Source organism: Bradyrhizobium sp. HKCCYLRH1030, assembly GCF_051168395.1.
Taxonomy (GTDB): domain Bacteria; phylum Pseudomonadota; class Alphaproteobacteria; order Rhizobiales; family Xanthobacteraceae; genus Bradyrhizobium.
The window spans coordinates 146240-172289 of the sequence record NZ_JBNPUY010000005.1 but is presented as its reverse complement, the minus strand read 5'-3'; the positions used below and the strand labels follow the sequence as shown (position 1 = coordinate 172289).

The following is a 26050-nucleotide window of genomic DNA, read 5'->3' as shown; positions in this document are numbered from 1 at the left end:
TTCGCATGGGCGCAGCGACGCGGCGATCCTGACGCGTGATGCGGCGGCAGCGCCATCTTGGCGCTAGCCCCGTGCGCACGTGAAACCGTCGCCGGCGCGCTCGATTTCCGACTTTCGGAATCTTCGAGGACCGAGCAGGCGGACTTGACGCCTGCGCGACGGTCCGTCGCAACGGCGCGGATTTGAGCAATGCGTGCTCAATTCTTGCACCGGCACGATCCAATATTTTGTGCGCCCACGGACAAGCCATCCGCGCAGGCCCGCACCTAAGCTTGCCTTCGAGCTTGGACCGGGGCGACGGCACCAATGCACCGCCGGACCAGCGCGACATCATCGTTCGAAGGAGCTGGCAACATGCAGACGAGGCTATTCACTGGAGCGCGGCGGGCGTGGCTTGCCGCGCTCGGCGTCATCATCGCGGCGGGACTTCTCGCCCCCATCGACGCGCAGGCGGCGACGCCCGCGGGCTGCGCGGCGCTGAAGGAGAAATATCCGGACTGGAAGGGCAAGACGCTGGTCAACGCGATCAATCCGCACACGCCGGGCTATGAGTCGATCAACCCGAAAGACCCGAGCAAATATGTCGGCTTCGACATCGATCTCGGCGAGGCCATCGGCGACTGTCTCGGCTTCAAGCTGACCTACAAGCCGGTGACCTTCGCCGCGCTGCTGACGACCTTGGCGAGCGGTCAGGCCGACATCGTCATCTCCGACATCTACGCCACCAAGGAGCGCGCCAAGGCCGCCGACTTCATCACCTACTCCAAGGTGTTCGACGGCGTGCTGGTCGCCAAGGGCAACCCGAAGGGCATCAACGGCATCAACCTGTCGATGTGCGGCGCGGCTGCGGCCGAGAACACCGGCTACGTCGAGGTACCGCTGATCCAGGATCTCGCGCCGAAATGCAAGGAAGCCGGAAAGCCTGAGCCGACGATCCAGCTCTACGACAACAACGCCAACTGTATCCAAGCCATCCTGGCCGGGCGCGCCGACACCTATGTCAACGACGTCAACACGGTCGACCAGGCGGTGAAGGCCTATCCGGACAAGCTCGAAAAGGCGATCGCGGTCACCATCCCCTATTCGGTCGGCATCGCCGTTCCCAAGGACAAGCCGAAGTTCCGCGACGCCGTCATGGCCGCGCTGATCGAGGTGCAGAAGGAAGGCATCCATCAGGAGCTGCTGAAGAAGTGGCAGCTCGATCCGGCGAACTTCAAGGAGCCGGATATTCTCACGGCGGACTAATGCCTCGTAATCGTCTCAAGGCGGAACCGCGGCCGCGCGCGCGCTGCGCTCCCCTCCCCTCGCGCGAAGCGGAGCTTCGCTAGGCGGGGAGGGGTCGGGGTGGGGGTCCACACGATGAATCTTTGCTGGGTACCCCCTCCCCACCCCTCCCCCACAAGGGGAGAGGGAGCGCACCAGTTACTTGGCGACTCGTGCGCGAGGCAACTTCGTAGGGCGGGCAAAGCGAAGCGTGCCCACCGTATTTCTTCCCGAACACCACGGTGGACACGGCGCGTCGCGCCTTTGCCCACCCTACGCATCCAGCAGGCCGCCCCCTCATGTCCCTCTTCCTGCACTATCTCAGCATGCCGTACATGATACAGGGCATCGAGCTGACCCTGCAGGTCACCGCGCTCGGCCTGATCGGCGGACTAATCCTCGGCCTCGTCCTCGCGGCCATGCAGCTCAGCCGGTTCTGGCTGCTGGCGGCGATCGCACGCGGCTACACCGTGATCTTCCGCGGCACACCCCTGATCCTGCAGATGGTGTTCGCCTACGACGCGCTGCCGCATATCGGCATCAAGCTGCCGGCGGTGCTGGCGGCGGGCCTCGCACTCGCCTGCAACGAGGCGCCGTTCATCGCCGAGATGCTGCGCTCCGGCGTGCTCGGCGTCGATCGCGGCCAGCTCCTGGCCGCCCAGGCGCTCGGCATGACGCCATCAGTGCTGATGCGCCGCATCATCGCGCCGCAGGCGATCCGCACCATGATCCCCGCCTTCGGCAACGAGGCCGTGAGCGCGCTGAAGAACTCCTCGCTCGCCTCCGTCATCGCGGTGCAGGAATTGACCTTGCGTTCGACGCAGCTCGCGTCGTCCACCTTCGACTTCTTCTCGATCTTCTTCGCCTCGGGTCTCATCTATCTCGTGCTGACCGGCGCGATCAGCGTCATCCAGCTCGCGCTGGAATGGCTGCTCGATCTCGACCGCACGGCGAAGCAGCGCAAGCTGGCGGACTACCTTGCGCTATTGCTACCCTGGCGCCGCATCGGCCACGCGACGAAGCTGGAACTCGCCGAGAAAACAGCCCCTGCCATCGAGGCCGCGCCGCCGGAGCCCGCCGAACTGAAAGAAACGCCGCGGCTAGCGCTGTCGATCGAGGATCGCGCCAGGCGCGCGGCGACGGTCGCCCGCAACAATGTCGCCGTCGAGGTCACCGGGCTGCGCAAGGCCTATGACGGCCACACCGTGCTCGACGGGCTCGATCTCACCGTGCGCATCGGCGAGGTGATCGCGCTGCTCGGCCCCTCAGGCTCCGGCAAGAGCACGCTGCTCCGCTGCATCAATCACCTGGAGAACTGGGATTCCGGTGAGATCCGCGTCGGCGGCCGCAAGCTCGGCTTTGACGAGGCCGGCCGCAAGCTGTCGCCGCGCGCGATCGCCAATGAGCGCGCCAACGTCGGCGTCGGCATGGTGTTCCAGCAGTTCAACCTGTTCGGCCATCTCACCGCGAAGGAAAATGTCGCAGGTCCCTTGCGCTGGGTGCACGGCCTGGGCCGCTTCGAGGCCGAGCGCCGCGCGGCGGAGCTGCTCGACCGCGTCGGCCTGTCGCATCGCGCCGATGCGCTGCCGCGCCATCTGTCCGGAGGCCAGCAGCAGCGCGTGGCGATTGCCCGCGCGCTGGCGCCGAACCCGAGCGTGCTGCTGCTGGACGAGCCGACCTCAGCGCTCGATCCCGAGCTCGTGGGCGAGGTGTTGGAGGTGATCCGCCGGCTCGCCATCGACGATGGGCTCACCATGATCATTTCCACGCATCAGATCCGCTTCGCCGACGAGGTCGCCGACCGCGTCGCCTTCCTCAACGGCGGCGTCATTCTCGAGCAGGGTCCGGCGCACGAGGTGCTCTCCAATCCGCGTCACCCGCTGACTGCGCGCTTCCTCTCGGTGATGGACGCCGAGCGGCCGAAGGGTGCGGTCGCATGAGTTCATCCTTCACGTCAACATCAACGATCTCGCGTCCGATCTTTCATGAGGCCCTTGCATGAAGCACCATCTGCTGCCGGTGTCCCCGAAGACCATCCATTGGGGATATTTTTCCAAGGTGGTGACACCGGCTCTCACCTTGCGCTCCGGCGACCGCGCCACGATCGAGACGCTGACGCATCACGCCAACGACGACTACGAGCGCATGATCAAGGACGATCCCGGCGCCGAGAGCGTGTTCAAGTGGACGAGGGAGCACAAGGCCCTCGCGCGGCGCGGCTCCGGCCCGACCGAAGGCCCGTTCATCCGCGGCTCCGGCGAGGGCATCGGCGTGCATCTGCTCACCGGCCCGGTTGCGATCGAGAGCGCCGAGCCCGGCGACGTGCTGGAGGTGCGCATCCTCGACATCAGGCCGCGGCCGAGCCAGTGCGGCTGCCATGCCGGCAGATGCTTCGGCTCCAACGCCGCCGCCAATTGGGGCTTTCACTATCACGACCTGATCGAGGAGCCGAAGCCGCGCGAGGTCATCACCATCTACGAGCTGGACACCGCGGGGGAGCCGTTCGCCAGGGCGGTCTACAACTACGTCTGGACGCCGCAGACCGACCCCGACGGCATCGTGCATCCGACCATCGACTATCCCGGCGTGCCGGTCGACCACGCGACGATCAGGAAGCGCGAGAACATCATGCCGGGCATCAAGGTGCCGGCGCGGCTGCATTTTGGCACGATGGGGCTCGCGCCATCGGAAGCCGACTACGTGTCCTCGATCCCGCCGAGCTACACCGGCGGCAACATCGACGACTGGCGCATCGGCAAGGGCGCGCGGATGTACTATCCGGTCGCCGTGCCCGGCGCCTATTTCTCGGTCGGCGATCCTCATGCCGCGCAAGGTGACAGCGAGCTCGGCGGCACCGCGATCGAGACCTCGCTCACCGGCGACTTCGAGTTCATCCTGCACAAGAAGAACGATCTCGGCGGCACCCAGCTCGAAGGCCTCACACATCCGCTGCTCGAGACCAACGACGCCTGGTCGGTCTACGGCTTCACCTATCCGAACTATCTCGCCGAACTCGGCGCCAATGCGCAGACCGAGATCGCCAACCATTCCAGCCTCGACCGCGCCATGCGCGACGCCTTCCGCAAACTCCGCCGCTTCCTGATGACGGTGCATCATCTCAGCGAGGACGAGGCGATCTCGCTGTTGTCGGTCGGCGCCGATTTCGGCGTCACCCAGGTGGTGGACGCCAATTGGGGCGTGCATGGCACGATCCGCAAGAACGTGTTCCGGTGTGAGTGAGGTCGACGTCGGGCACCCTCTCGCCCAGCGCAAGGTGCGCTCCCTCCCCCGCTTGCGGGGGAGGGTCGGGGTGGGGGCGCCCCAAGCGACACCGCCGCTGTGGACCCCCACCCCTAACCCCTCCCCGCAAGGGGGAGGGGAACAGACCGCGCGCGCGGCGACAGCCCCAGCGACAACGACACCAGGAGCCGACGACTGACGCGCACCGAAACGCCAATGCCCAAACGACACACCGTCAAACTCATCTGGCACGGGGGTTGCTTCGAATTCCCGGACCCGGGGCGTGCCATGAGTTTTCGTCCGTTCACCAGCGAATCCTATGCAAGGGACGAACGCCCTGAAGCGTGGCGCGACGTGCTGAATGCGGTCGGGCTGCAGCCCGCGGCGAAGACGCCATTCTATGATGGCCATGCCACCGCCTCGCATCGCCATGCGCCGGGCATCGCGCTCTCGCGGCTGTCGGCCGGCGCGCAGGTGGTCACTGCGGTTCCGCAGCCCCACGAAGACCTGCCGATCGTGCTGCTGGCGATCGAGGACGGCGCCGTGCTCCGGAGCGGCGACAGCCACCGCATCGTGCCCGCGGGGCATCTGATGCTGCTGCCGCGCACGGGAGACTGGGGGATCGCCTTCCAGCGCGACCTGCGCGCGATCGTGCTGTCGGTGACGGCGGACGCCCTGCATGGCCGCATCAGCGGCAAGCTGAAATTGGCCAGGCCCCAGGTGATCGCGCCGAGCGGTCTTGCCGACGTGGTCTGCCGCACCATCGAGGCCACCGCGCGGGCGCTCGAAACCCTCAGCGATGCCGAATGGAGCACGGTCGCACAGAGCCTGGTCGATCTGCTGCTGACGCTCGCCCATCAACAAGCGGTGCCGGCAACGGAGGCCGGCAGCAGCGCGACGCAGGCCGCGATCCTTCACCGGATCTGCCAGACCATCGAGCGGCGGCTCGACGATGCCGAACTGACGCCGGCGCGGGTGGCCCAGGCCGAAGGCATCTCAGAGCGCTATCTGCAGAAATTGTTCGAAGGCGCTGGTGATAATTTCAGTCACTACGTGAGGGAACGGCGGCTGCAGCGGGCCTGGACCGACCTGTCCAATCCGGCCGAAGCCAACCATTCGATCTCGGAGATCGCCTATCGCTACGGCTTCGCCGATTCGGCACATTTCAGCCGCAGCTTCCGCGCCCGCTTCGGCCTGTCGCCGCGCGAGTTCCGGCAGCAGAAGGCCGAGCAGGCGATCACGTCGGCGACTCCGCGCGGCCAGCGCGGCTGGCCGCAGGATGCGCTGGCGCAGCAGCGCGTCTGCGAGAGGCCGGCGTCAACCAGGAGCGACATCGCCCTACCCGCGCCGGCCAACGACCAGGATGCGCGGCGGCATCACCATCATCTCGCGGTGTCGGCCGAACGGGTGCATTGGGGCTATTTCAGCCGCTCGCTGCCGCCGCAGATCGAAATCGCATCCGGCGACACGATCACGGTGGAGACGCTGACCCAGCATGCCTCCGATGATCCCGAGCTGATGATCGCAGGCGATGCCGCTGCGCTCAGCGTGTTCGGCTGGACCAAGGCCAAGAAGAACGTCGACCGCCGCGGCGCCGGTCCGATGGACGCCAGCGTGTTCGGCCGCGGCGCCGGCGAAGGCTTTGGCGTCCACATCTGCACCGGCCCGGTCGCGATCAAGGACGCGCAGCCCGGCGACGTGCTCGAAGTTCGCATCCTCGACATCGTGCCGCGGCCAAGCAAGAGCAGGACGCATGAAGGCCGTGTGTTCGGCTCCAGCGTCGCGGCGTGGTGGGGCTATCACTACAACGAACTGATTGCAGCACCGGCGCCGCGCGAGGCGGTGACGATCTACGAGATCTTTGCCGGCGATCCCGAGCCGCATGCGCGCGCGCTCTATTCCTACCGCTGGGAGCCGCAGACCGATCCGGCCGGAGTCGTCCACGCGACCTACGACTATCCCGGTGTGCCGGTGGCGCCCGGCAGCATCAAGCGCCGCCACGGCGTGCTCGACAACATCCGCATTCCGCTGCGGCCGCATTTCGGCGTGATCGCGGTGGCGCCGCGCGAGGTCGACTTCGTCGATTCGATTCCGCCGTCCTATTTCGGCGGCAATCTTGACAATTGGCGGCTGGGCAAGGGCGCGACCGTGTATCTCCCCGTCGCGGTTCCCGGCGCGCTGCTGTCGGTCGGCGACCCCCACGCCACGCAAGGCGACGGCGAGCTCGGCGGCACGGCGATCGAATGCTCGATGACTGGCACGTTCCAGGTCATCCTGCACAAGAAGGCGCAGCTCGCGGGGAAGCCGTTCGCCGATCTCTCTTACCCGCTGATCGAGACCGCGACCGACTGGGTGCTGACCGGCTTCAGCCACCCGAACTATCTCGCCGAGTTCGGCGCGCAAGGCCAAAGCGAGGTCTACGCGACCTCCTCGCTCGACCTCGCGATGAAGGATGCCTTCCGCAAGATGCGCCGCTTCCTGATGCACATCAAAGGCCTCAGCGAGGACGAGGCGGTCGCGCTGATGTCGGCGGCGGTGGACTTCGGCGTCACGCAGGTCGTCGACGGCAATTGGGGCGTGCACGCGATCCTGAGCAAGCGGCTGTTCGAGGATGCGGGCTGACTCTCGATCCAATCGCCGCGTCCCGGAATTCCGTCATTGCGAGCGAAGCGACTTGTTCGCCGAAGCTCGAAGAGCGAAGGCGGAAGCAATCCAGGGCGTCACGCTCGGCCCTGGATTGCTTCGTCGCTTCGCTCCTCGCAATGACGACGGTTGTTGTGTTTCGAGCGAGCCCCGAACAAAGGACCATCCCTATGCAGTTCCACATGATCTCCGGTGCGACCAGGCCGGTGGCGCCGTTCAGCCACGCGGTCGAAACCGACGGCTTCGTGTTCGTCACCGGCCAGATGCCGGACTCGCCGGAGGCGCCGGGCGTGCTGCCGGAGGGGATCGTGAATCAGACGAAGGCGGTGATGCAGAACTTGAAGTACATCCTCCAAGGTCTCAACCTTGGCCTCGAACATATTGTGATGTCTCGGATTTACCTGACCGAGTTCAAGCGCGATTACGCGGCGATGAACGAAACCTATCGTTCATTCTTCCCGCCGGACCGGCTGCCGGCCCGCACCTGCGTCGGCGTCACCGGCTTGGCCTATGACGCGCTGATCGAGATCGATCTGGTCTGCCGAAGACCATAGTACCCATTGGTAAACATCTCCTCAACGCGCGGCCCCGTCATTCGATCCGGGCTGGGGAGCGTCCCGCTGTTGCCGATTGTGTGCCGAGGCCCGGCGGTGTCAATTCGCCGGACCATCAGGCGGGATCGGGGAGTGCCATGCCGTATCAGTTTTCCAATCGTCAGCAGATCCGCAAGCCGGCGGTGACCAGCAAGGGCGGCATTGTCGCGGCGCAGTCACGGCGCGCCGCCGAGGTCGGGGCCGAGGTGCTGGCCGCAGGCGGCGACTGCGTCGATGCCGTGGTGGCGACCGGCTTTGCGCTCGGCGTGCTCGAGCCGTGGATGAGCGGCCTCGGCGGCGGCGGCGCCATGCTGCTGTACCGCGCCAGGGACAACCACGTCGAGGTGATCGACTACGGCATGCGCGCGCCCGACAGCCTTGATGCCGCGGACTATCCGCTGGCCAATGACGGCAGCGTCGCGGCAGACATCTTTCCCTGGCCCCGCGTCAAGGACGACCGCAATCTGCACGGCCCCGGCGCGATCGCAGTGCCCGGCGTCGTCGCGGGCATGGAGGCGGCGCATCGCCGCTACGCGCGGCTGCCGTGGCAGGATCTCGTCACGCCGAGCGTGAAGCTCGCCGCCGAGGGCTTGCTGGTGGACTGGTGGACCACCGTGATGATCTCGAGCTGCGCCGCCGACCTGCGCCGCTATCCCGGCAGCGCCGCGGCCTATCTGAAGGATGGCTTGCCGCCGAATCCGCAATGGGGCGCCAAGGCGGTGACGCGGCTGCCGCAGGAGCAGCTGAAGGCGACGCTGGCACATCTTGCCAGCGCCGGCGCGCGCGACTTCTACCGCGGCGACATCGCCCGCTCGCTGACCCGCGACATCCAGGCCGCCGGCGGCGCGCTCTCGGTGGATGACCTCGCCGCGTTCGAGGCGCATGTCCGCGATCCCCTGCGCATCCCCTATCGCGGCGGCACGGTGTTCGCGACGCCGGAGCTGACGGCCGGCCCGACGCTGGCTCACGCGCTGCGGCTGATGCAGGCGCGCGTGACGGCATCGGGCAAGGCTCCGGATGCAAGCACGTTCATCGCCTATGCCGAGGCGGTGCAGTCGGCGTACCGCGAACGGCTGAACGACATGGGCGATGCGCCTGGCAAGCGCGCGCTCGGCGCCGAATATCTCGCGCCGGCCTGCACCACGCACTATTCGGTGGTGGACCGCGACGGCAACATGGCGGCGGTGACGCAGACGCTGCTGTCGGGCTTCGGCTCGAAATTCCAGGCGCCGCAGAGCGGCATCATGATGAACAACGGCATCATGTGGTTCGACCCGACGCCCGGCACGACGAACTCGCTGGCTCCGGGCAAGCGCTGCCTCACCAACTACACGCCGGTGGTGGCGCAGGCCGCCGATGGCCGTCGCCTCGCCCTCGGCGCCTCCGGCGGCCGCCGCATCCTGCCCGCCGTGGCACAGATGCTGTCCTTCGTGATGGACTTTGGCATGGATCTCGATACGGCGATCCACCAGCCGCGCATCGACGCCAGCGAAGGTGACGTGGTCGGCGCCGACACCCGGCTGCCGGCGGAGGTGATGGACGTGCTGACAGCGAAGTTCGAGACCGTGCCGGCGCCGGTGCAAACCATGCCGATGAAGTTCGCCTGCCCCAGCATCGTGATGCGGGACGGCGACGTGAACAGCGGCGCGACGGAAATCTTCCACGCCTGGGGCGATGCGGTGGCGGAGCGGTGAGGAGGTCAGCGCCGGATTCGAGATATCGCCACGATGACGGTGGACTCCCCTCCCCCTTGCGGGGAGGGGTCGGGGGTGGGGGTCCACGAGTCACGCTCGATGTGAGGAGCGCTGAAGCTCCGCGGCTCCGCGAAGACCATCACCATCGTTGACGCAGGACGCGCTTCCGGCACGTCGCAAGCGGATATCCTGATCCGCGCTTCAAATGGACTCGCATCCTGGGAAATATCGACAGCGCACGTAGTCAAGTTCAGCGCCCGGGGACCCCCACCCCCAACCCCTCCCCGCAAGGGGGAGGGGAGATGAGGTCGCTGCGCCGTCACCGCAGAACGCATGCACGGAGCACGGGGCGAGCGCTGCAATCGACGCTACTTGAGATCACCCCACCAGCGCCTGCACCAACCCACTCTCCGCATCCGCCAGTTCATCGATCACATCGAAATGGTGCCGATCCGGCGCCTCGACATACGCGGTCGTCGCCCCCAGCCCGATCCAGATATTCGCGAGCAATTGGGCCTGGCGGCGGAATTCGTTGCGCTCGGCGCCGCCGACCCAGGCAGTGACCTTGACGTGATCGATCGGCACCAGCAGCGCGGGGCTCTCCTTCGCAGCCGTGGCGTCGTCGATGTGCAGCGTCTCGTTCATCGCGGTCCGCTGCAGCGGGCGCAGATCGTGCAGGCCGGAGATCGAGACCACGCTGGTGATGCGCCCCTGTCGCTCGGGCGGCAGTGGCGCGCCGCGGCAGATCATGCGGCTGACGAGATGGCCGCCGGCGGAGTGGCCAGTCAAAGCCACGGGACCTGCGACCTCGTCCATCGCGCGCGCGATGGCCTGCGCCACATCCGTCGAAATATCGGCGATGCCGACCTCGGGACACAGCCGGTACGACGGCATCGCCACGGCATGGCCGCGCGCGATAGGCCCCCGCGCAAGATGCGACCAGAAGCTCTTGTCCAGCCGCATCCAATAGCCGCCATGCACGAACACGACGAGCCCCTTCGGCGCCCCCTCCGGCAGGAACAGATCGAGGCGCTGCCGGTCATGCGCGCCATAGGCGATGTCGAGCTTGGCACGGCCCTGCCCCACCATGTCGGCGCGATAGCTCTCCGCCGGCGCCACCCACAGCCCGGGCCAGCGCTCGCCGCCGGCGATGTTCGGGCCGTTGGCGTAAGCGTTGTCCCAGTCCTTGACGGCATAGAGCATGAGGATCTCCTGATCGATTGATGTGCGCGCGGGCTCACAGCCCGGTGCGCAGCTTCCAGAGTTCGGGGAACAAAACGATCTCCAGCATCTTGCGCAGATAGTTGACGCCGCTGGTGCCCCCGGTGCCGGTCTTGAAGCCGATGATGCGCTCCACCGTGGTGACGTGGTTGAAGCGCCAGCGGCGGAAATAATCCTCGAAATCGACCAGCTTCTCGGCGAGCTCATACAGCTCCCAATGCCGCTGCGGATCGCGGTAGACGCTGGTCCAGGCCGCCGCGACCTCCGCGCTCTCAGCGCGCGTGCCGCGCCAGTCGGTGCGCTGGCCGTCGGCGCCGGTGAAGAAGCCGCGCCGCGCCAACAGCCGCAGCGCTTCGTCGTACAGACTGGGCTTCGCCAGGATCGCTTCCAGCTCGGCGGTCAGCTCCGGATGATGGGCATGCGGGCGCAGCATCGCGAGATTGCGGTTGCCGAGCAGGAATTCGATCGAACGATACTGGAACGATTGGAAGCCGGAGGACTCGCCGAGCTTGTCGCGGAACAACGTGTACTCGCTCGGCGTCATCGTGCGCAGCACGTCCCAGGCGCCGTTGAGCTGCTCGAAGATGCGTGACACCCGCGTCAGCATCTTGAACGCCGGCTGCACGTCGTCTTTGGCGATCGCGGCCATCGCCGCCTTGATCTCGTGGATCGCGAGCTTCATCCACAATTCGGAGGTCTGGTGCTGGATGATGAACAGCAGCTCGTCATGCGCGGTCGAGAGCGGCGCCTGCGCATCGAGCAGGCGATCCAGCATCAGATAGTCGCCATAGGACATCCGACCCTTGAAGTTCATCCGCGCACCCTCGGTGGCGGGATCGTAGGGCGCGCTGCTCACGTCACGAGCTCCTTCTGGCGATAGTCGGGCCTGTCCCACAGACTGTTGTCGAGGACCTCCGCGAGGATGCCCACGGCGCCGCGCACCTCGGCCTCGCCGATATAGAGCGGCGTGAAGCCGAAGCGCAGCGCGTCCGGCGCGCGGAAGTCGCCGATCACGCCGCGCGCGATCAGCGCGCGCATGATCGCATAGCCGTCCGGGTGGCGGAACGACACCTGGCTACCGCGCTGCGTCGCATCACGCGGTGACGCCAAGGTCAGCGACGGACAGCGCTTCTCGACCTCGGCGATGAACAATTCCGACAGCGCGATCGAAGCCGCGCGCACGTCCGGCATCGACACGCCGTCCCAGGCGTCGAGCGCGGCATCGAGCGCGGCGAGCGCAATGATCGGCGGCGTGCCGATGCGCATGCGCTCGATGCCGCCGCCGGGGCGGTAGTCGAGATCGAAGGCGAACGGCGCCTCGTGCCCCATCCAGCCGGACAACGCCGGCGGCGCGATGTCTGCGTAACGCGGCGCGACATAGATGAAGGCCGGCGCGCCGGGCCCGCCATTGAGATATTTGTAGGTGCAGCCGACCGCGAAGTCGGCCTCGGCGCCGGCGAGGTCGACCGGCACGGCGCCGGCGGAATGCGCGAGGTCCCACACCGTGAGCGCGCCGGCCGCGTGCGCCTTCTTCGTCAGCGCGGCCATGTCGTGCATGCGGCCGGTGCGGTAATCCACCTCGGTCAGCATCAGCACGGCGACGCTGTCGTCGATCGCCGCCTCCACCTGCTCGGGCTCGACCACCTTCAAGGTGGCGCGGTCGCCGAGCATGCGAACCAGGCCCTGCGCCATATAGAGATCGGACGGGAAGTTGCCGCTGTCGGACAGGATCACGCGGCGGCCCGGATTGAGCGACAGCGCGGCGGCGAGCGCCTGATACACCTTGATCGAGAGCGTATCGCCCATCACGACCGTGCCGGGCGCGGCCCCGATCAGCCGGGCGATGCGATCGCCGACCCGGCGCGGCTGCACCATCCATCCGGCGGTGTTCCAGCCGCGGATCAGCTCCTGTCCCCACTCCGCTTCGATCATGCGGCCAACGCGGGCGGGCACGGCCGACGGCAGCGCGCCGAGCGAATTGCCATCGAGATAGATGACCCCTTCAGGTATCGTGAAGAGCGATCGGGTCCTGGAAAAATCGGTCATGCGGCTCCTGCTTCGTTCACGGCCTGAATGCATGATTCGCGCCGGGTCGGGCCAGATCAAGCCGGTCCCATCGCCACCGGCACCGCGCGGGCCGCATGGCTCGCGAAGACGTGACGATGGCGACACAATCCAGCCGGTCGATCGCCGCCGGCCGGTGACATTGACGCGCCACGGCAGGCTTGTCACGGGCGGCGCGTGGCGCATGATAGATCGATCTGAACTGCCGATGGAGCACAACATGCGCATTCTGGTGCCGCTCGTCCTGCTGATGGCGCTGCTGATGCACCCTGCCGAGGCTGCCGACGCCAGCGCGGCGCAGAGCGTCATTCGCGCCCAGGAACAGGCTTTGGCGCGCGACGACGGAGCGACCGCCTATGCCCAAGCCGCGCCGGAGATCCAGGCGCTGTTTCCGAGCGTCGAGATCTTCATGAGCATGGTCAAAAGCGGCTATCCGCCGGTCTATCGCCATCGCAGCTTCGAATTCGGCGCCGCGCAGGTCGAGGACGGCAGCATCGCGCAGCGCGTGCACATCGTCGATGCCGAAGGCGAGGCGTGGGAGGCTCTGTACACGTTGCGGACCCAGCCCGACGGCAGCCTCAGGATCACCGGCTGTTCGCTGTTGAAGACGGGCCAGTCGGTCTAGCGCTGAGCGGCTACGTCACGCCGAAGCGCTTCTTGAACTGCTCGACATTGATGAGGCCGCGGCCGTGGCGGCCGTCGCCGATCTTCACGTCGCCATGATAGGCCTCGACCGAGAAGCGGATGACGCGGCGCTCGACCTCGATCACCTCGGCGACCGTGCGGATGGTCGCGCCGACCGGCGAGGCCGCGAGATGGCGGACGTTGACCTCGGTGCCGACCGTGACCCAGCCCGGCGGCAGTGCCGGGTTGATGGCGTCGCCCGACGTCATCTCCATCTCCAGGATCATCATCGGCGTCGCATAGACCATCGGCATGTGCGGTACGAAATGCCCGACGGTGCGCTCCGGCGGCACCACCAGCAGACGCTCGGCGCGCATCCCCGGCTTGATGATTTCACGTGCGTCCATGACTGCTCCGGTCATTCCGGGGCGCGCGAAGCGCGAACCCGGAATCTCGAGATGCCGGGTCTGGTCCTGCGAACCATCCCGGAATGACGCTCTCGTGTCACTTCTTCTGCTCGGCCAGGCGCTCGACGAAGGTTTTGCCGCCCTTCATCTTGTGCGTCAGCGGCGCCTCGTTGATCTGGATCACCACCGCTTCCGGATCGACGCCGAGATGCGTCACCAGCGCCTTGGTGATGTCGCGCATCATGTTGGCCTTCTGCTCGTCGGTGCGGCCGGCGGCCATGCTCACGGTGATCTCGGGCATTCGTTGCTCCCTGTTGTTGTCTCTGCTGCGTCATCGCCGGGCTTGCCCCGGCGATCCATCTTCTGAAATCGATGGCGTCGTTTGAAGAGATGGATACGCGGGTCTAGCCCGCGTATGACGAGTCTTGTTATCCCCAGCTCACGTCGTGGCGCGCGAGCACCTCGCGGACGGCGGCGACCAGTTCGTCCTCCTTGGCTGAGACCTGCGCCGGGCGGCTCTCGCGCCATTCCTGGTTGGAGGCGATCGCGGCGGCCGCCTTGGCGCCCTCGATCAGGTCCTTGATCTGCACCTCGCCGCGCGCCTTCTCGTCACTGCCCTGGATGATGACGCAGGGCGCGTTGCGGCGATCAGCATATTTGAGCTGGTTGCCCATGTTCTTCGGATTGCCGAGATAGAGCTCGGCGCGGATGCCGTGACTACGCAAGGTCGACACTATCTTCTGATAGTCGGCGACGCGGTCGCGATCGAACACGGTGACGACCACGGGCCCGAAGGCGGGGCGCGTGTCGAGCTTGCCGAGCATCGTCAGCGCCGCCTGCAGGCGCGACACGCCGATCGAGAATCCGGTCGCCGGCACCGGCTCGCCGCGGAAGCGCGAGACGAGACCATCATAGCGCCCGCCGCCGCCGACCGAGCCGAAGCGCACTGGACGGCCCTTCTCGTCCTTGGTCTCGAGCAGGAGTTCGACTTCGTAGACAGGGCCAGTGTAGTATTCGAGACCGCGGACGACGGAGGGTTCGACGCGGACCCGGCTGTAACCGTAACCGGCAGCGCTGCACAGCCTGGCGATCTCGGTCAGCTCGTCGACGCCTTCCACATAGGCCGGCGAGGACATGAACAATGTCTGCTGAGCAACGCTCGCCAAGACCTGGGCGTTGAACTGCAGATCCTGCTCCTCACCTTGGATTTGCGGCTCCGCGACCTTCATCTCGAAGAAGGCCAGCAGGGCGTCGATCTGACTTTCAGTCAGGCCCGCGCCCTTGGTGAAATCCCCCTTGCCGACCTCGCCGCCGTCCCAGCGGCCCTCGCCGAGCAGCTTCTTGATCTCTGAAATCGGAAACTTGTCGGCCTTGTCGATTGCCCTGAGCACCGTCAGCCGACGGCCCACGTGCTCATCACCGCCGATGCCGATCGCCTCCATCACGCCATCGAGCACCTTGCGGTTGTTGACCTTCACGACATACGAGCCGCGCGGAATCCCCAGCGCCTCCATGGTGTCGGCAGCCATCATGCACATCTCGGCGTCCGCTGCCGGCGAGCCGGAGCCGACCGTGTCGGCGTCAAACTGCATGAACTGGCGGAAGCGGCCGGGGCCGGGCTTCTCGTTGCGGAAGACGTAGCCGGCGCGATAGCTGCGATACGGCTTCGGCAGCGCGTCGAAATTCTCGGCGACGTAGCGCGCGAGCGGCGCGGTCAGGTCGTAGCGCAGCGAGATCCACTGCTCGTCATCGTCCTGGAACGAGAACACGCCCTCGTTCGGACGATCCTGGTCAGGCAGGAACTTGCCGAGCGCGTCGGTGTATTCGAACGCCGGCGTCTCCACCGGCTCGAAGCCGTAGCGCTCGTAGACGGCGCGGATCTTCTCGACCATCTCGCGCGTCGCGGCGATCGCCGCGGGGCCGCGATCCTCCAGCCCGCGCGGCAGCCGCGCCTTGAGCTTCTGCGATTTCTTCGGTTTGTCGGACATAGGGACCGGTACGTAGGGTGGGCCAAGCGCAGCGTGCCCACCATGGCTGATAAACGCCGAAGTGGTGGGCACGGTCCGCTACGCGGCCCTTTGCCCACCCTACGGGATGGAATGCGTTGCTTGGTTGGTAGCAGCCGGGGCCCGGGGCGGCAACCCGAAGGCCGATCACACGCTGGCGCGTGGCACCGTTTCCAGCATTTCAGTAAGAGCCAAGCTTGCGCCGCGCATTCAGTGCGCCCCTCCCCCGCTTGCGGGGGAGGGTTGGGGTGGGGGCGCCCCAGCGGCAGTCTTTACGGGGCTTCCCCCTCCCCAGCCCTCCCCCGCAAGCGGGGGAGGGAGCAAACCGTCATCACGGCTAGACTGTGCCCAGAACCTGCAAGCGCAAGCGAGCCCTGCCCCTACTTCACATCCCTGATCCACTGATGCGGATCGGGGCTGCGGCCGTACTGGATGTCGACGAGCTGCTTGCGCAGGCCCATGGCGACCGGGCCGGCCTCGCCGCCGTTGATCAGGACGTCGCCGCTCGCCGAGCACACCTTGCCGATCGGCGAGATCACCGCGGCGGTGCCGCAGGCGAACGCCTCCTTCAGCTTGCCGCTCTTGGCGTCCGCCCGCCACTGGTCGATCGAGTACGCCTCCTCGCGCACCTCACGGCCGGCGTCGCGCGCCAGCTTGATGATGGAATCGCGGGTGATGCCGGGCAGAATGGTGCCGAGCGGCGGCGTCGACAGCGAGCCGTCGTCGAACACGAAGAACACGTTCATGCCGCCGAGCTCCTCGACATAGCGGCGCTCGATCGCGTCCAGGAACACCACCTGGTCGCAGCCATGCGCGATCGCCTCGGCCTGCGCCTTGAGGCTCGCGGCATAATTGCCGCCGCATTTGACGCCGCCCGTGCCGCCGACCGCGGCGCGGGTGTAGTTCTCCGAGACCCAGATCGAGACCGGCGCTGGGCCGCCCTTGAAATAGGAGCCGACCGGCGAGGCGATCACCGCGAAGATGTATTCCGCCGACGGCTTCACGCCGAGGAACACCTCGTTGGCGATCATGAACGGGCGCAGATACAGGCTGCCCTCACCGCCCGGGATCCAGGCGCGGTCGATGCGGACGAGCTGCTCGACCGCCTCGATGAAGACCGCCTCGGGCAGTTGCGCCATCGCCATGCGCTCGGCCGAATTCCAAAACCGCTTGGCATTGGCATCGGGGCGGAACAGGTTCACGCCGCCATCGTCGCGCTTGTAGGCCTTCAGGCCCTCGAAGATCTCCTGCGCATAATGCAGGACGGCCGCGGCCGGATCGAGCGGGAAGTTGGCGCGGGATTCGACCCGCGCACTGTGCCAGCCCTTGTCCTGGCTGTACTGGACCACGGCCATGTGATCGGTGAACACCCGGCCGAAGCCCGGGTTGGCGAGCTTGGCCGCGCGCTCCTGGTCGGAGGTCGGGTTCGTCGTCGGCTTGATGTCGAATGTCAAAGTCATGTCCTTGCTTCCCCCGCTCTGATCGCCATTCGCGAGTTCTGGCGCCGACCCGTCCGATCGGGCCAGTCGGCTTTCTGAATTTCGGACCTGCCGCGACCGGCTTTGAGCCGGTCACCGGGCAAGCATGCCACCACAGGACATGCTTTTGCGCCCGGCAGAAGTCCAGTATGGTTTGCCGAAATGCCGCTCGACATCACACGGTTGTTCGATACGTCGCCCAAGGATGCCCGTCGGGGTTGCCTACGGCCCGTTGAGACACGCCTGGAGACCATTGCCCGCCGATGAAGCGATCTAAAATTTCGCAGTGGGCGATTGTTTTGTAACATTGAACCGCAGAAACGTCAATATGGCTGACATAAATTTCTCGTCTCCGACGTTGAGCCCCGAGCTGCGCGCGGCTGAGCCCTCCGCGACGGCCGGCGAGCCGCTGCGCTGGGACATCATCGAGCTCTTGTTCTTCGCCTATCGCGACTTCGTGGGCGATGCCGACCACGAGCTGGAAGCGTTCGGATTCGGCCGCGCGCATCACCGCGTGATGCATTTCGTCACACGCTATCCCGGCCTGAAGGTCGCCGATCTGCTCGACGTTCTGCGCATCACCAAGCAGTCGCTCGGCCGCGTGCTCAAGCAGCTGCTGGACGAGGGCTACATCGTGCAGAAGACGGGCAACAACGACCGCCGCCAGCGCCTTCTTTTCGCCACGCCGAAGGGCGAGGCGCTGGTCGCCAAGCTGGCCGGGCTGCAGACGCGGCGCATCGATCATGCGCTGGAGCAGATCGGGCCGGCCGGCGCCGAAAAGGTCCGGCAGTTCCTGCGCGCGATGATCGATCGCGACGATCCGGACAAAGTGCTGGAAGCCATCTTCAAGACGCCTGTCGCCGCCGCCAAGGAGTGACCGTGACGATCGCCGCCATCGCACCGCATCCGCCGCAGACGCCGGCCGACGACGCACCGCATCTCCTGCTCGTCGACGACGACCGCCGCATCCGCGATCTGTTGTCGCGCTTCCTGCGCGGCGAAGGCTATCGCGTCACCACGGCAGCGAGCGCAAGCGATGCCCGCGCCAAGCTCACCGGGCTGCATTTCGATCTCCTGATCCTCGACGTGATGATGCCCGGCGAAAGCGGCTTCGACCTCGCCCGCTTCATCCGCACGCAATCGTCGGTGCCGATCGTGATGCTGACCGCGCGCGCTGAGCCCGACAGCCGTATCGAGGGCCTGCAGCTCGGCGCCGACGACTACGTCGCAAAGCCTTTCGAACCGCGAGAGCTCGCGCTGCGCATCGGCAACATCCTCAAGCGCGCCGCGCCGCCGCCGGCGGAGGAAGTCGTCGAGCAGATCGCGTTCGGCCCGTTCGTCTATCATCTGGCGCGCGGCGAGCTGAAGCAGGGCGAGGAGATCGTCCACCTCACCGACCGCGAGCGCGAGATGCTGCGCATCCTCGCCAATGCCCGCGGCGAGACCGTGCCGCGCGGCGCGCTGACCGGCAACGGCACCGTCAACGAGCGCGCGGTCGACGTCCAGATCAACCGCCTGCGCCGCAAGCTCGAAAGCGATCCGGCCAACCCGCTGTTCCTGCAGGCCGTGCGCGGCATCGGCTATCGGTTGATGGTGACGGGCTGAGGCGGTGCAGGTGAAGGTCTCGACGTCATTGCGAGCGCGACGAAGCAATCCAGAGGCCCGCGATGACTCTGGATTGCTTCGTCGCTTCGCTCCTCGCAATGACGGAAGCAGCGAGGGCGTCCCAGCATGAGCACGCTCGACACCGGCCTCACCCTCATCCGCACCGCATCCCGCCGCGTCTCGCGCGCCAACAGCATCGTCGGCAACGCGTTCAAGGGCTGGATGCCGACCGGCCTCTATGCGCGCGCGCTGCTGATCATGATCGTGCCGATGGTGATCCTGCAGACGGTGGTCGCGGGCGTGTTCATGGAGCGGCACTGGAACACGGTGACACGACGGCTGTCCGCCGCCGTGGTGCAGGACGTCGCCGCGCTGATCGACATCTACAAGGGCTATCCGCAGGACAAGGACCGCACCATGCTGCGCCGGATCGCGCAGCAGCGGCTCAATTTGGTGGTCGACTTCCTGCCGGCCGGCGACATGCCGCCGCCGGGGCCAAAACCGTTCTTCAACCTGCTCGACCAGTCGCTGTCGAGCCAGATCGGCCGCCAGATCAGCCGACCGTTCTGGATCGACACCGTCGGCCGCTCCAACCTGGTCGAGATCCGCATCGCGCTCGATGATGCCGTGATGCGCGTGTTCGCGCAGCGTGGCGCCGCCTATGCGTCGAACACCGACATCTTCCTGTTCTGGATGGTCGGGACGTCGTCGATCCTGCTGATCGTCTCGGTGCTGTTCCTGCGCAACCAGATCAAGCCGATCCTGCGCCTTGCCGACGCCGCCGAGAGTTTCGGCAAGGGCCGCGAGGTGCCGAACTTCCGGCCGCGCGGCGCGCGCGAGGTGCGGCGCGCGGCGCATGCCTTCCTGGAGATGAAGGCGCGCATCGAGCGCACCCTGGAGCAACGCACGGCGATGCTGGCCGGCGTCAGCCACGATCTGCGCACCATCCTGACGCGCTTCAAGCTGGAGCTGGCGCTGCTCGGCGACAGTCCCGAGATCGACGCCATGCGCAAGGACGTCGACGAGATGTCGCACATGCTGGAGGATTATCTTGCCTTCGCGCGCGGCGACAATGGCGAGATCGCGCAGCCGACCGACATCTCCAACGCGCTCGAGGAGCTGCGCGGCGACGCCGAGCGCAACGGCCATTCCGCCACGGTGTCGTTCCACGGCCTGCCGGTGGTGACCGTGAAGCCGCAGGCGCTGAAGCGCTGCCTCGGCAACCTCGTCTCGAATGCCGCCCGCCATGCCGACGCGATCGCCATCACCGGCCACCGCGACCACCGCTACCTCACCATCACCGTCGACGATGACGGCCCGGGCATCCCGGCCGACATGCGCGAGGAGGTGTTCAAGCCATTCCTGCGCCTCGACGACGCGCGCAACCAGGACGAGGGCGGCACCGGCCTCGGCCTCGCCATCGCCCGCGACATCGCCCGCTCCCATGGCGGCGACATCACCCTCGGCGACAGCCCGATGGGCGGGTTGCGGGCGAGCGTGCGCATTCCGGTGTAGCGCGCCGCACAGCTCATTCCTGCGCGATCACGGCGTCGAGCCAGGCGCAGTTCAGCGGCGGAACGCGTGGGTCCGGCACGCGGACGCCGCGTGCGGCGGCGGACAGCCGCATGTCACGCATGCGCTTGCGCTGCTCGTCCGGCAGGTACAATCGCTCGTGCCCCCACAGCGACGGGCCGTCGAAGGTCTCATGCGGCTGCCACGTCGCGGGATCGATCACCCGGCCGCCCCAGCCATATTCGATGAAGAAGCCGGAGGGCGTGTTGACGTAGAACGAGGTCATGTGGTCGTTGGTGTGACGGCCCAGCGTGTAGGCCACGCGCCCGTCGTCGAGCTGTGCCAGGTCGTAGCCCTGGCCGACGTCGTCGAGACTACCTAGCTCCACCATGAAGTGATGCAGTGTGCGGCGACCGGAGCCGACCATCGCGAAGCTGTGGTGACGGCCGTTGACGTGGAAGAAATAGAGCTTGTACGGCGTCAGGCCGAAGTCGGACACCTTGAAGCCGAGCAGGTCGCGATAGAACCGCAGCAGCGGCTCGACGTCCTCGACGTTGAGCACGACGTGCCCCATGCCGAGCGGCCCGGTGCGAAAGCCGGAGATCGGACGTCCCGGCCTGAAGGGATCCGAGGCGACGGCTGCCCCCCAGAACACCTCGATCGTGTTGCCAGCGGGATCCTGAAAGCAGATCAGCTCGCTAACATGACGCTCGTCGGCCAGTGCCTGCGAACCGCGGGCCACCTTCACGCCGTTGTCGTCGAGACGGCTCGCGAGCCGCGCGAGCGCGGCAGCGTCGCCGACCTCCCAGCCCATGACGGCGAGCCCGCCATCGCCGCTGCCATCGACGATCAGCCGCTGCTTGCGATCATCCATCCGATAGGCCTGCACGCTGGCCGCGCGATCCACGCGCTGCATCCCGAGGAGCTCGGTCGCCATGCGTCCCCACTGCTCCGCTTGAGACGACTTGATGCCGATGTAACCGAGCGCCGTTATTTCCATCTTGTTTTCTCCCGAAAGGCGCGGGCGGAATTTCGTATCAGCTCCGCGCGGTCCTGCAGTAGACTGCCGCCCCTGCATCCGGCTCGCGTTCTCAAGACGGTATCGGCGGACGGAAACGAAGAACAGGGAGGATTTTCCAAGTGTCCAAGCAACGGACGCGATCTCCGCAGGCCCGTCCTGCGGAGGGTGTCCGCGCCTTCAAGCGGGGGCTCGACGTGCTGCGCGCGGTCAATCGGTCCGGGGGCATCCGCGCCGGCGACGTGGCGCGCCAGCTCGATCTGCCGCGGCCCACGGTCTATCGGTTGCTCGAAACACTCGAGGAACTCGGCTACGTCGCGCGCAGCGCCAGCGACGACCGCTTCCGGGTCACGCGCCACGCGTTGAGCCTCGGCGACGGCTATGATCCCGGCATCTTCATCTGCCAGGTCGCCGCGCCCTATCTCGCCGAGCTCAGCCGCAGCCTGATTTGGCCGGTCGATCTGTCGACTTATGAGAACGGCGCGATGGTCATCCAGGAGACCACGCATGCGCGCAGCCCGCTCTCGATCGATCGCAGCATGATCGGCAAGCGGCTGCCGATGCTGCACACCTCGGCCGGCCGGGCCTATCTGGCCTCCTGCCCGCCCGCAGAGCGGGACCTCATCATCAACCATCTGCGACGCATCGAGGATGCCGAGGACCTCTTCTTCCTGGCGCCCGAGCGGCTGCAGCGCATGATAACGGAAACGTCTCAGCGCGGCTATGCGATCCGCAACGAGGGCGAATTCAATCCGAAGACGTCGTCGATCGCGGTGCCGATCGTGCGGGGCGACGTCGTGTTCGGCTGCATTTCGATCATCTGGATCCGCTCCGCCATGACCCTCGAGGAGGCTGTCGCTCAGTACGCGGCCCCATTGCGCGACGCCGCGGCCGCGATCCCCGTCCAGGCCTGAGCGTCCGCTGCGCGGACAGTTCGTGACCGCGCCTTGAAGGTGCGAGGCGGTTGCGGAACAGATGCGGCCATGAGCAACATGGCCGCACATTCCGGAAGCTTCGACGTCGTCATCGTCGGTCGCGGGCCCGTGGGCTCGACGCTCGCCAACCTGCTCGGCCTGTGCGGCATCCGCACGCTGATCCTGGAGCGCGAAGCCAAGGCCTATCATTTGCCGCGCGCGGTGCATTTCGACGACGAATGCATGCGCGTGTTCCAGACCATCGGCCTTGCCGACGCCATCCTGCCCCACCTTACATTGAGTCCCGGCATGCGCTTCGTCGATGCGGGGGGACGATTGCTGCTCGACTGGCCGCGCCCCAGCGAGCCGACCGCGATGGGCTGGAATCTGAGCTACCGATTCCACCAGCCCGATCTCGAAAACGTGCTCAACAAGGGACTCGAGCGCTGGCCTCATGTCGAGCTGCGCACGCGCTGTGATGTGTTCGCGCTCGAGCAGGACCGCGAGGGGGCGCGCGTTCGCTATGAGGACCTCGGCACCGGCCGGCTCGTCGACATCTCCTGCGCCTATGTCATCGGCTGCGACGGTGCACGTTCGCTGGTGCGCCGCTTCATCGGCTCGGCGCTGGACGATCTCGGCTTTCACGAGCGCTGGCTCGTCTGCGACGTGCTGCTGAGGGAGGAGCGGCCCGATCTCGGCGATTTCAGCGTCCAGCACTGCAACCCGCAGCGTCCCGCAACCTATATTCGCGGCACCGGCAACCGGCGCCGGTGGGAGATCACGGTTCGTCCTGACGAGGACGGGGTCGAGATCACCCAACCGGCTCGCGTGTGGGAGCTGCTCTCGCCCTGGCTCCGGCCCGCAGAGGCCGAGATCGAACGCGCCGCCGTCTACACATTCCACTCCGCGGTCGCCCAGCAATGGCGTGCCGGACGGTTCCTGCTCGCAGGCGATTCCGCGCATCAGACCCCGCCTTTCCTCGGTCAGGGCATGTGTGCCGGCATTCGCGACGCAGCCAACCTCGCATGGAAGCTGGCGCTTGTGATTGCCGGGAAGGCGACGCCTGATCTTCTCGACACCTATCAGAGCGAGCGCGCGCCGCATGTGCGCGAATTCATCGAGCTCGCGATCCGGCTGGGTGGGCTGATCAACACCAAGGCGGTCGAGGCGGCGCTTGCGACCGGCACGGCACAGGGCGACGGCCAGCTCAAGCTCGACGTGCAGAAGCCAGTGCTCGGCCCGGGCCTTGCCTGCGGCGAACGCAGCATGACGGGAAAGCTGGCGCCGCAATTCCGCAGCCGTGATCACGGCCGCAGCGACGACCGCGTCGGCTATCGCTTCGCGCTGCTATGCCGGTCCGGTCTCGGGACCGCAATGATCGAGCAGCATCATGCCCGCCTGACGGCCGCCGACGTCGCCGTCATTTGCGGCGAGGAAGCTGGCGGCCTCGACGGCTGGCTCGATCAGCACGGCTTCGACGCCGTGCTGATGCGCCCCGACCGCTACATCCTGGGTGCTGTCCGCATGGGCGAAGATCCCGCGGCGCTGTTGTCAGGCCTCGCCTTCCTCGCACCGCTGCCGAGCGCGGCCTGAGCGTTTCCGTTCTTTTTGAGAGGGTTCACGTATGAAGCTGGTTTCCTTTGTGATCGACGGGCGTGCCGGTTACGGCGCGGTGAAGGGAGACGGTGTCGTCGACCTCGGCCGGCGGCTCCCGGCGAAGAGCCTGCGCGCGCTGCTCGAGGCGGATGCGCTTCGCGACGCCGCCGCGCTGCTCACCTCCGAACCGCCCGACTATCCGCTCGATGCGATCACCTTCGCGCCCGTCATCCCCGATCCCGGCAAAATCATCTGCGTCGGCCTGAACTATCGCGACCACGTCGCAGAGACCGGACGAACGGTCACCGAGAAGCCCGCGCTGTTCGCGCGCTTTCCGACCAGCCAGGTGGGACATCTGCAACCGGTCATTCGCCCTGGTGTCTCCGATCATTTCGACTATGAGGGCGAACTCGCGCTCGTGATCGGGAAAGCCGGCCGGCATGTCCGGCGCGAGGACGCGCTCACGCACATCGCCGGCTATTCCTGCTACAATGAAGGCAGCATCCGCGACTGGCAACGCCACACGTCGCAATTCCTGTCGGGCAAGACCTTCGATCAGTCCGGCGCATTTGGCCCCTGGCTGGTCACCGCCGACGAAATTCCCGACCCGTCCAAGCTGACGCTGCAGACCCGCCTCAATGGCGAGACCGTGCAGCGGACCACCACGGATCTCCTCATCACCGACGTGCCCGATCTGATCGTCTATTGCTCGACGATCATGACCTTGCTGCCCGGGGACGTGATCGTCACCGGCACGCCGGGAGGCGTCGGCTTCAAGCGCACCCCGCCTCTGTTCATGAAGCCCGGCGATACGGTCGAGGTCGAAATCTCGGGCATCGGCGCGCTGCGCAATCCCGTGACTGCCGAACTGGAAGCCTGACGTTTCCGCCTCGCGGAGAACCGCGAGGCGCACCAATCAAACACGACAAAAAACCAAATCTTCAAATCCGGGGAGGATCATCATGTCGCGCTGTCTCAGATCCAGCATCGCTGGCCTGCTGCTGCTTGCAGGCTCATCCGCGCAGGCCGAAATCAAGGCGGGTGCCATCCGTATCGGTGTGCTCACCGACATGACCGGCATCTTCGCGACCGCGATGGGGCCCGGCTCCGTGGAAGCGGCCCGGATGGCCGCTGATGAGTTCGGTGGCAAGATCAACGGCAGGCCGATCGAAATCCTTCAGGCCGATCATCAGAACAAGCCGGATATCGCGGTCGCGATCGCCCGGCGCTGGTTCGAGCAGGACGGTGTGCAGGCGATCGCCGACGGCGGCAGCTCCGGCGCGGCCCTTGGCGTCCAGGAGCTGGTGCGCAGCAACGGCAAGATCTTTCTCATCTCCGGGGCCGGCGCCAATCAGCTCACCGACGAGGCCTGCGCCCCGACCTCGGTGCAATGGACGCACGACGCCTATTCGACCGCGACAGCCGTCGTGTCGGGCATCATGCAGACCAGCAAGGAGCCGTGGTTCTTCATCACCGGCGACTACGCATTCGGCCATTCGGTCGAGGCAACCGCGCGCGCCCGCATCGCCGAGCTCGGCGGCACGGTCGCCGGCAGCGTCAAGGCGCAGCTCGGCACGCCGGATTACGGCTCGTTCCTGCTGCAGGCCCAGGCCTCCGGCGCCAAGATCCTGGCGCTCAACGTCGCCGGCGACAATGCCACGGCCATCAAGCAGGCCGAGGAATTCGGGCTTGCGGCCCAGGGCATGAAGATCGTGCCGATGTCGTTCCAGAACGTCGACATCGAGGCCATCGGCCTCAAGGCGACGCAGGGCGATCTCATCGTCACCAGCTTCTTCGAGGATGCCTCTCCCGCCGCGCGCCGCTTCTCCGACGCGTTCTACGCGCGCCGGAAGGCGATGCCGTCACAGATCCAGGCCGGGGTCTATTCGGCCGTGCGGCACTATCTGCAGGCGGTGAAGGATGCCGACAGCGACGACGGCGCAACTGTGATGGCCCGAATGAAAGCCACGCCGGTCTCGGATGCCTATGCGGACCACGGCCAGATCCGCGACGACCAGCGCATGGTGCACGACCTGTATCTGGTCCAGGTCAAGACCCCCGCCGAATCGAAGCGCCCCTGGGACTTCGTCAAGCTGGTGACGAAGATCGCCCCCGATCAGGCGTTTCGCCCGCTCGACCGCAGCAAGTGCAGCCTGGTCAGCAAGTGAGCAC

21 protein-coding genes and 1 pseudogene are annotated in these 26050 nt (G+C 66.7%); 14 read left to right on the top strand and 8 right to left on the bottom strand.

The genetic code is table 11. The features are described 5' to 3' along the window. Positions 1–354 precede the first annotated feature (354 nt). From ACQR1E_RS16580 to ACQR1E_RS16555, 6 genes are all read left to right on the top strand, one after another. Positions 355–1245 carry an ABC transporter substrate-binding protein gene (locus tag ACQR1E_RS16580; RefSeq protein WP_316191446.1) on the top strand — a complete coding sequence of 297 codons (891 nt, stop codon included), beginning with the start codon at positions 355–357 and terminating at the stop codon, positions 1243–1245. Positions 1246–1562: 317 nt separating this feature from the next. Next, positions 1563–3203, top strand: a complete 1641-nt coding sequence (locus ACQR1E_RS16575; protein ID WP_434897300.1) for an amino acid ABC transporter permease/ATP-binding protein — start codon at positions 1563–1565, stop codon at positions 3201–3203. Between the two features lie 58 nt (positions 3204–3261). Then, the gene (locus tag ACQR1E_RS16570) at positions 3262–4503 is read left to right on the top strand and encodes an acetamidase/formamidase family protein (protein ID WP_434897299.1); all 1242 of its coding nucleotides are present in this window, start codon (positions 3262–3264) and stop codon (positions 4501–4503) included. Between the two features lie 288 nt (positions 4504–4791). Beyond that, positions 4792–7125 (top strand): acetamidase/formamidase family protein, encoded by a 2334-nt coding sequence (locus tag ACQR1E_RS16565; protein ID WP_316174333.1) that lies wholly within the window; start codon positions 4792–4794, stop codon positions 7123–7125. 191 nt (positions 7126–7316) lie between these two features. Continuing rightward, the gene (locus tag ACQR1E_RS16560; RefSeq protein ID WP_316165848.1) at positions 7317–7700 is read left to right on the top strand and encodes a RidA family protein; all 384 of its coding nucleotides are present in this window, start codon (positions 7317–7319) and stop codon (positions 7698–7700) included. Between the two features lie 137 nt (positions 7701–7837). Next, positions 7838–9433 (top strand): gamma-glutamyltransferase, encoded by a 1596-nt coding sequence (locus tag ACQR1E_RS16555; protein ID WP_316201712.1) that lies wholly within the window; start codon positions 7838–7840, stop codon positions 9431–9433. Positions 9434–9811: 378 nt separating this feature from the next. Here the strand turns inward: ACQR1E_RS16555 and ACQR1E_RS16550 are convergent, their stop codons facing one another. The 3 genes from ACQR1E_RS16550 to kynU are packed head-to-tail and all read right to left on the bottom strand — an operon-like array spanning position 9812 to position 12700. After that, positions 9812–10636, bottom strand: coding sequence for an alpha/beta hydrolase (locus ACQR1E_RS16550; protein WP_316174335.1), 825 nt, complete (start codon positions 10634–10636; stop codon positions 9812–9814). Positions 10637–10670: 34 nt separating this feature from the next. Further along, positions 10671–11510 (bottom strand): tryptophan 2,3-dioxygenase, encoded by an 840-nt coding sequence (kynA, locus tag ACQR1E_RS16545; protein WP_315754423.1) that lies wholly within the window; start codon positions 11508–11510, stop codon positions 10671–10673. Further along, positions 11507–12700: a kynureninase gene (gene kynU / locus ACQR1E_RS16540; protein ID WP_315754425.1), complete on the bottom strand. Its 1194-nt coding sequence runs from the start codon at positions 12698–12700 to the stop codon at positions 11507–11509. The genes kynA and kynU overlap by 4 nt, the downstream gene beginning before the upstream one ends. A gap of 238 nt (positions 12701–12938) precedes the next feature. On the opposite strand from kynU, the gene ACQR1E_RS16535 reads away from it, so the two are divergent. Further along, positions 12939–13343, top strand: coding sequence for a DUF4864 domain-containing protein (locus ACQR1E_RS16535; protein ID WP_315713584.1), 405 nt, complete (start codon positions 12939–12941; stop codon positions 13341–13343). Positions 13344–13353: 10 nt separating this feature from the next. On the opposite strand, the gene ACQR1E_RS16530 is transcribed toward ACQR1E_RS16535, so the two are convergent. The 4 genes and pseudogenes from ACQR1E_RS16530 to ACQR1E_RS16515 all read right to left on the bottom strand — a co-directional run bounded on the left by ACQR1E_RS16530 (position 13354) and on the right by ACQR1E_RS16515 (position 17215). Beyond that, positions 13354–13749 carry a thioesterase family protein gene (locus ACQR1E_RS16530; RefSeq protein ID WP_315713585.1) on the bottom strand — a complete coding sequence of 132 codons (396 nt, stop codon included), beginning with the start codon at positions 13747–13749 and terminating at the stop codon, positions 13354–13356. Positions 13750–13846: 97 nt separating this feature from the next. Continuing rightward, a pseudogene (locus tag ACQR1E_RS16525) lies at positions 13847–14053 on the bottom strand (tautomerase family protein); the annotation flags it as partial. A gap of 124 nt (positions 14054–14177) precedes the next feature. After that, on the bottom strand, positions 14178–15641 hold the full coding sequence (hisS, locus tag ACQR1E_RS16520) for a histidine--tRNA ligase (protein ID WP_434897390.1): 1464 nt from the start codon (positions 15639–15641) through the stop codon (positions 14178–14180). Positions 15642–16135: 494 nt separating this feature from the next. Next, the gene (locus ACQR1E_RS16515; protein ID WP_315713588.1) at positions 16136–17215 is read right to left on the bottom strand and encodes a branched-chain amino acid aminotransferase; all 1080 of its coding nucleotides are present in this window, start codon (positions 17213–17215) and stop codon (positions 16136–16138) included. Positions 17216–17561: 346 nt separating this feature from the next. Between ACQR1E_RS16515 and ACQR1E_RS16510 the strand changes: the two genes are divergently transcribed. The 3 genes from ACQR1E_RS16510 to ACQR1E_RS16500 all read left to right on the top strand — a co-directional run bounded on the left by ACQR1E_RS16510 (position 17562) and on the right by ACQR1E_RS16500 (position 20353). Beyond that, positions 17562–18110: a MarR family winged helix-turn-helix transcriptional regulator gene (locus tag ACQR1E_RS16510; RefSeq protein WP_315754431.1), complete on the top strand. Its 549-nt coding sequence runs from the start codon at positions 17562–17564 to the stop codon at positions 18108–18110. Next, positions 18107–18838 carry a response regulator transcription factor gene (locus tag ACQR1E_RS16505; RefSeq protein WP_315825365.1) on the top strand — a complete coding sequence of 244 codons (732 nt, stop codon included), beginning with the start codon at positions 18107–18109 and terminating at the stop codon, positions 18836–18838. The genes ACQR1E_RS16510 and ACQR1E_RS16505 overlap by 4 nt, the downstream gene beginning before the upstream one ends. 126 nt (positions 18839–18964) lie before the next feature. Further along, positions 18965–20353 (top strand): ATP-binding protein, encoded by a 1389-nt coding sequence (locus ACQR1E_RS16500; protein ID WP_316171639.1) that lies wholly within the window; start codon positions 18965–18967, stop codon positions 20351–20353. Positions 20354–20366: 13 nt separating this feature from the next. Here ACQR1E_RS16500 and ACQR1E_RS16495 read toward each other — a convergent pair whose 3' ends face one another. Further along, the gene (locus ACQR1E_RS16495) at positions 20367–21350 is read right to left on the bottom strand and encodes a VOC family protein (RefSeq protein WP_316171640.1); all 984 of its coding nucleotides are present in this window, start codon (positions 21348–21350) and stop codon (positions 20367–20369) included. Positions 21351–21490: 140 nt separating this feature from the next. Between ACQR1E_RS16495 and ACQR1E_RS16490 the strand changes: the two genes are divergently transcribed. The 4 genes from ACQR1E_RS16490 (at position 21491) to ACQR1E_RS16475 (ending at position 26046) form a co-directional block, all read left to right on the top strand. Continuing rightward, positions 21491–22282, top strand: a complete 792-nt coding sequence (locus tag ACQR1E_RS16490) for a DNA-binding transcriptional regulator (protein ID WP_434897298.1) — start codon at positions 21491–21493, stop codon at positions 22280–22282. A gap of 69 nt (positions 22283–22351) precedes the next feature. Further along, a complete protein-coding gene (locus ACQR1E_RS16485) occupies positions 22352–23875 on the top strand; it encodes a bifunctional 3-(3-hydroxy-phenyl)propionate/3-hydroxycinnamic acid hydroxylase (protein WP_434897297.1) in 1524 nt (507 codons plus the stop codon). Between the two features lie 31 nt (positions 23876–23906). Further along, on the top strand, positions 23907–24758 hold the full coding sequence (locus ACQR1E_RS16480; RefSeq protein ID WP_434863539.1) for a fumarylacetoacetate hydrolase family protein: 852 nt from the start codon (positions 23907–23909) through the stop codon (positions 24756–24758). 82 nt (positions 24759–24840) lie between these two features. Beyond that, positions 24841–26046, top strand: coding sequence for an ABC transporter substrate-binding protein (locus ACQR1E_RS16475; RefSeq protein ID WP_434863540.1), 1206 nt, complete (start codon positions 24841–24843; stop codon positions 26044–26046). Positions 26047–26050: the final 4 nt, after the last annotated feature.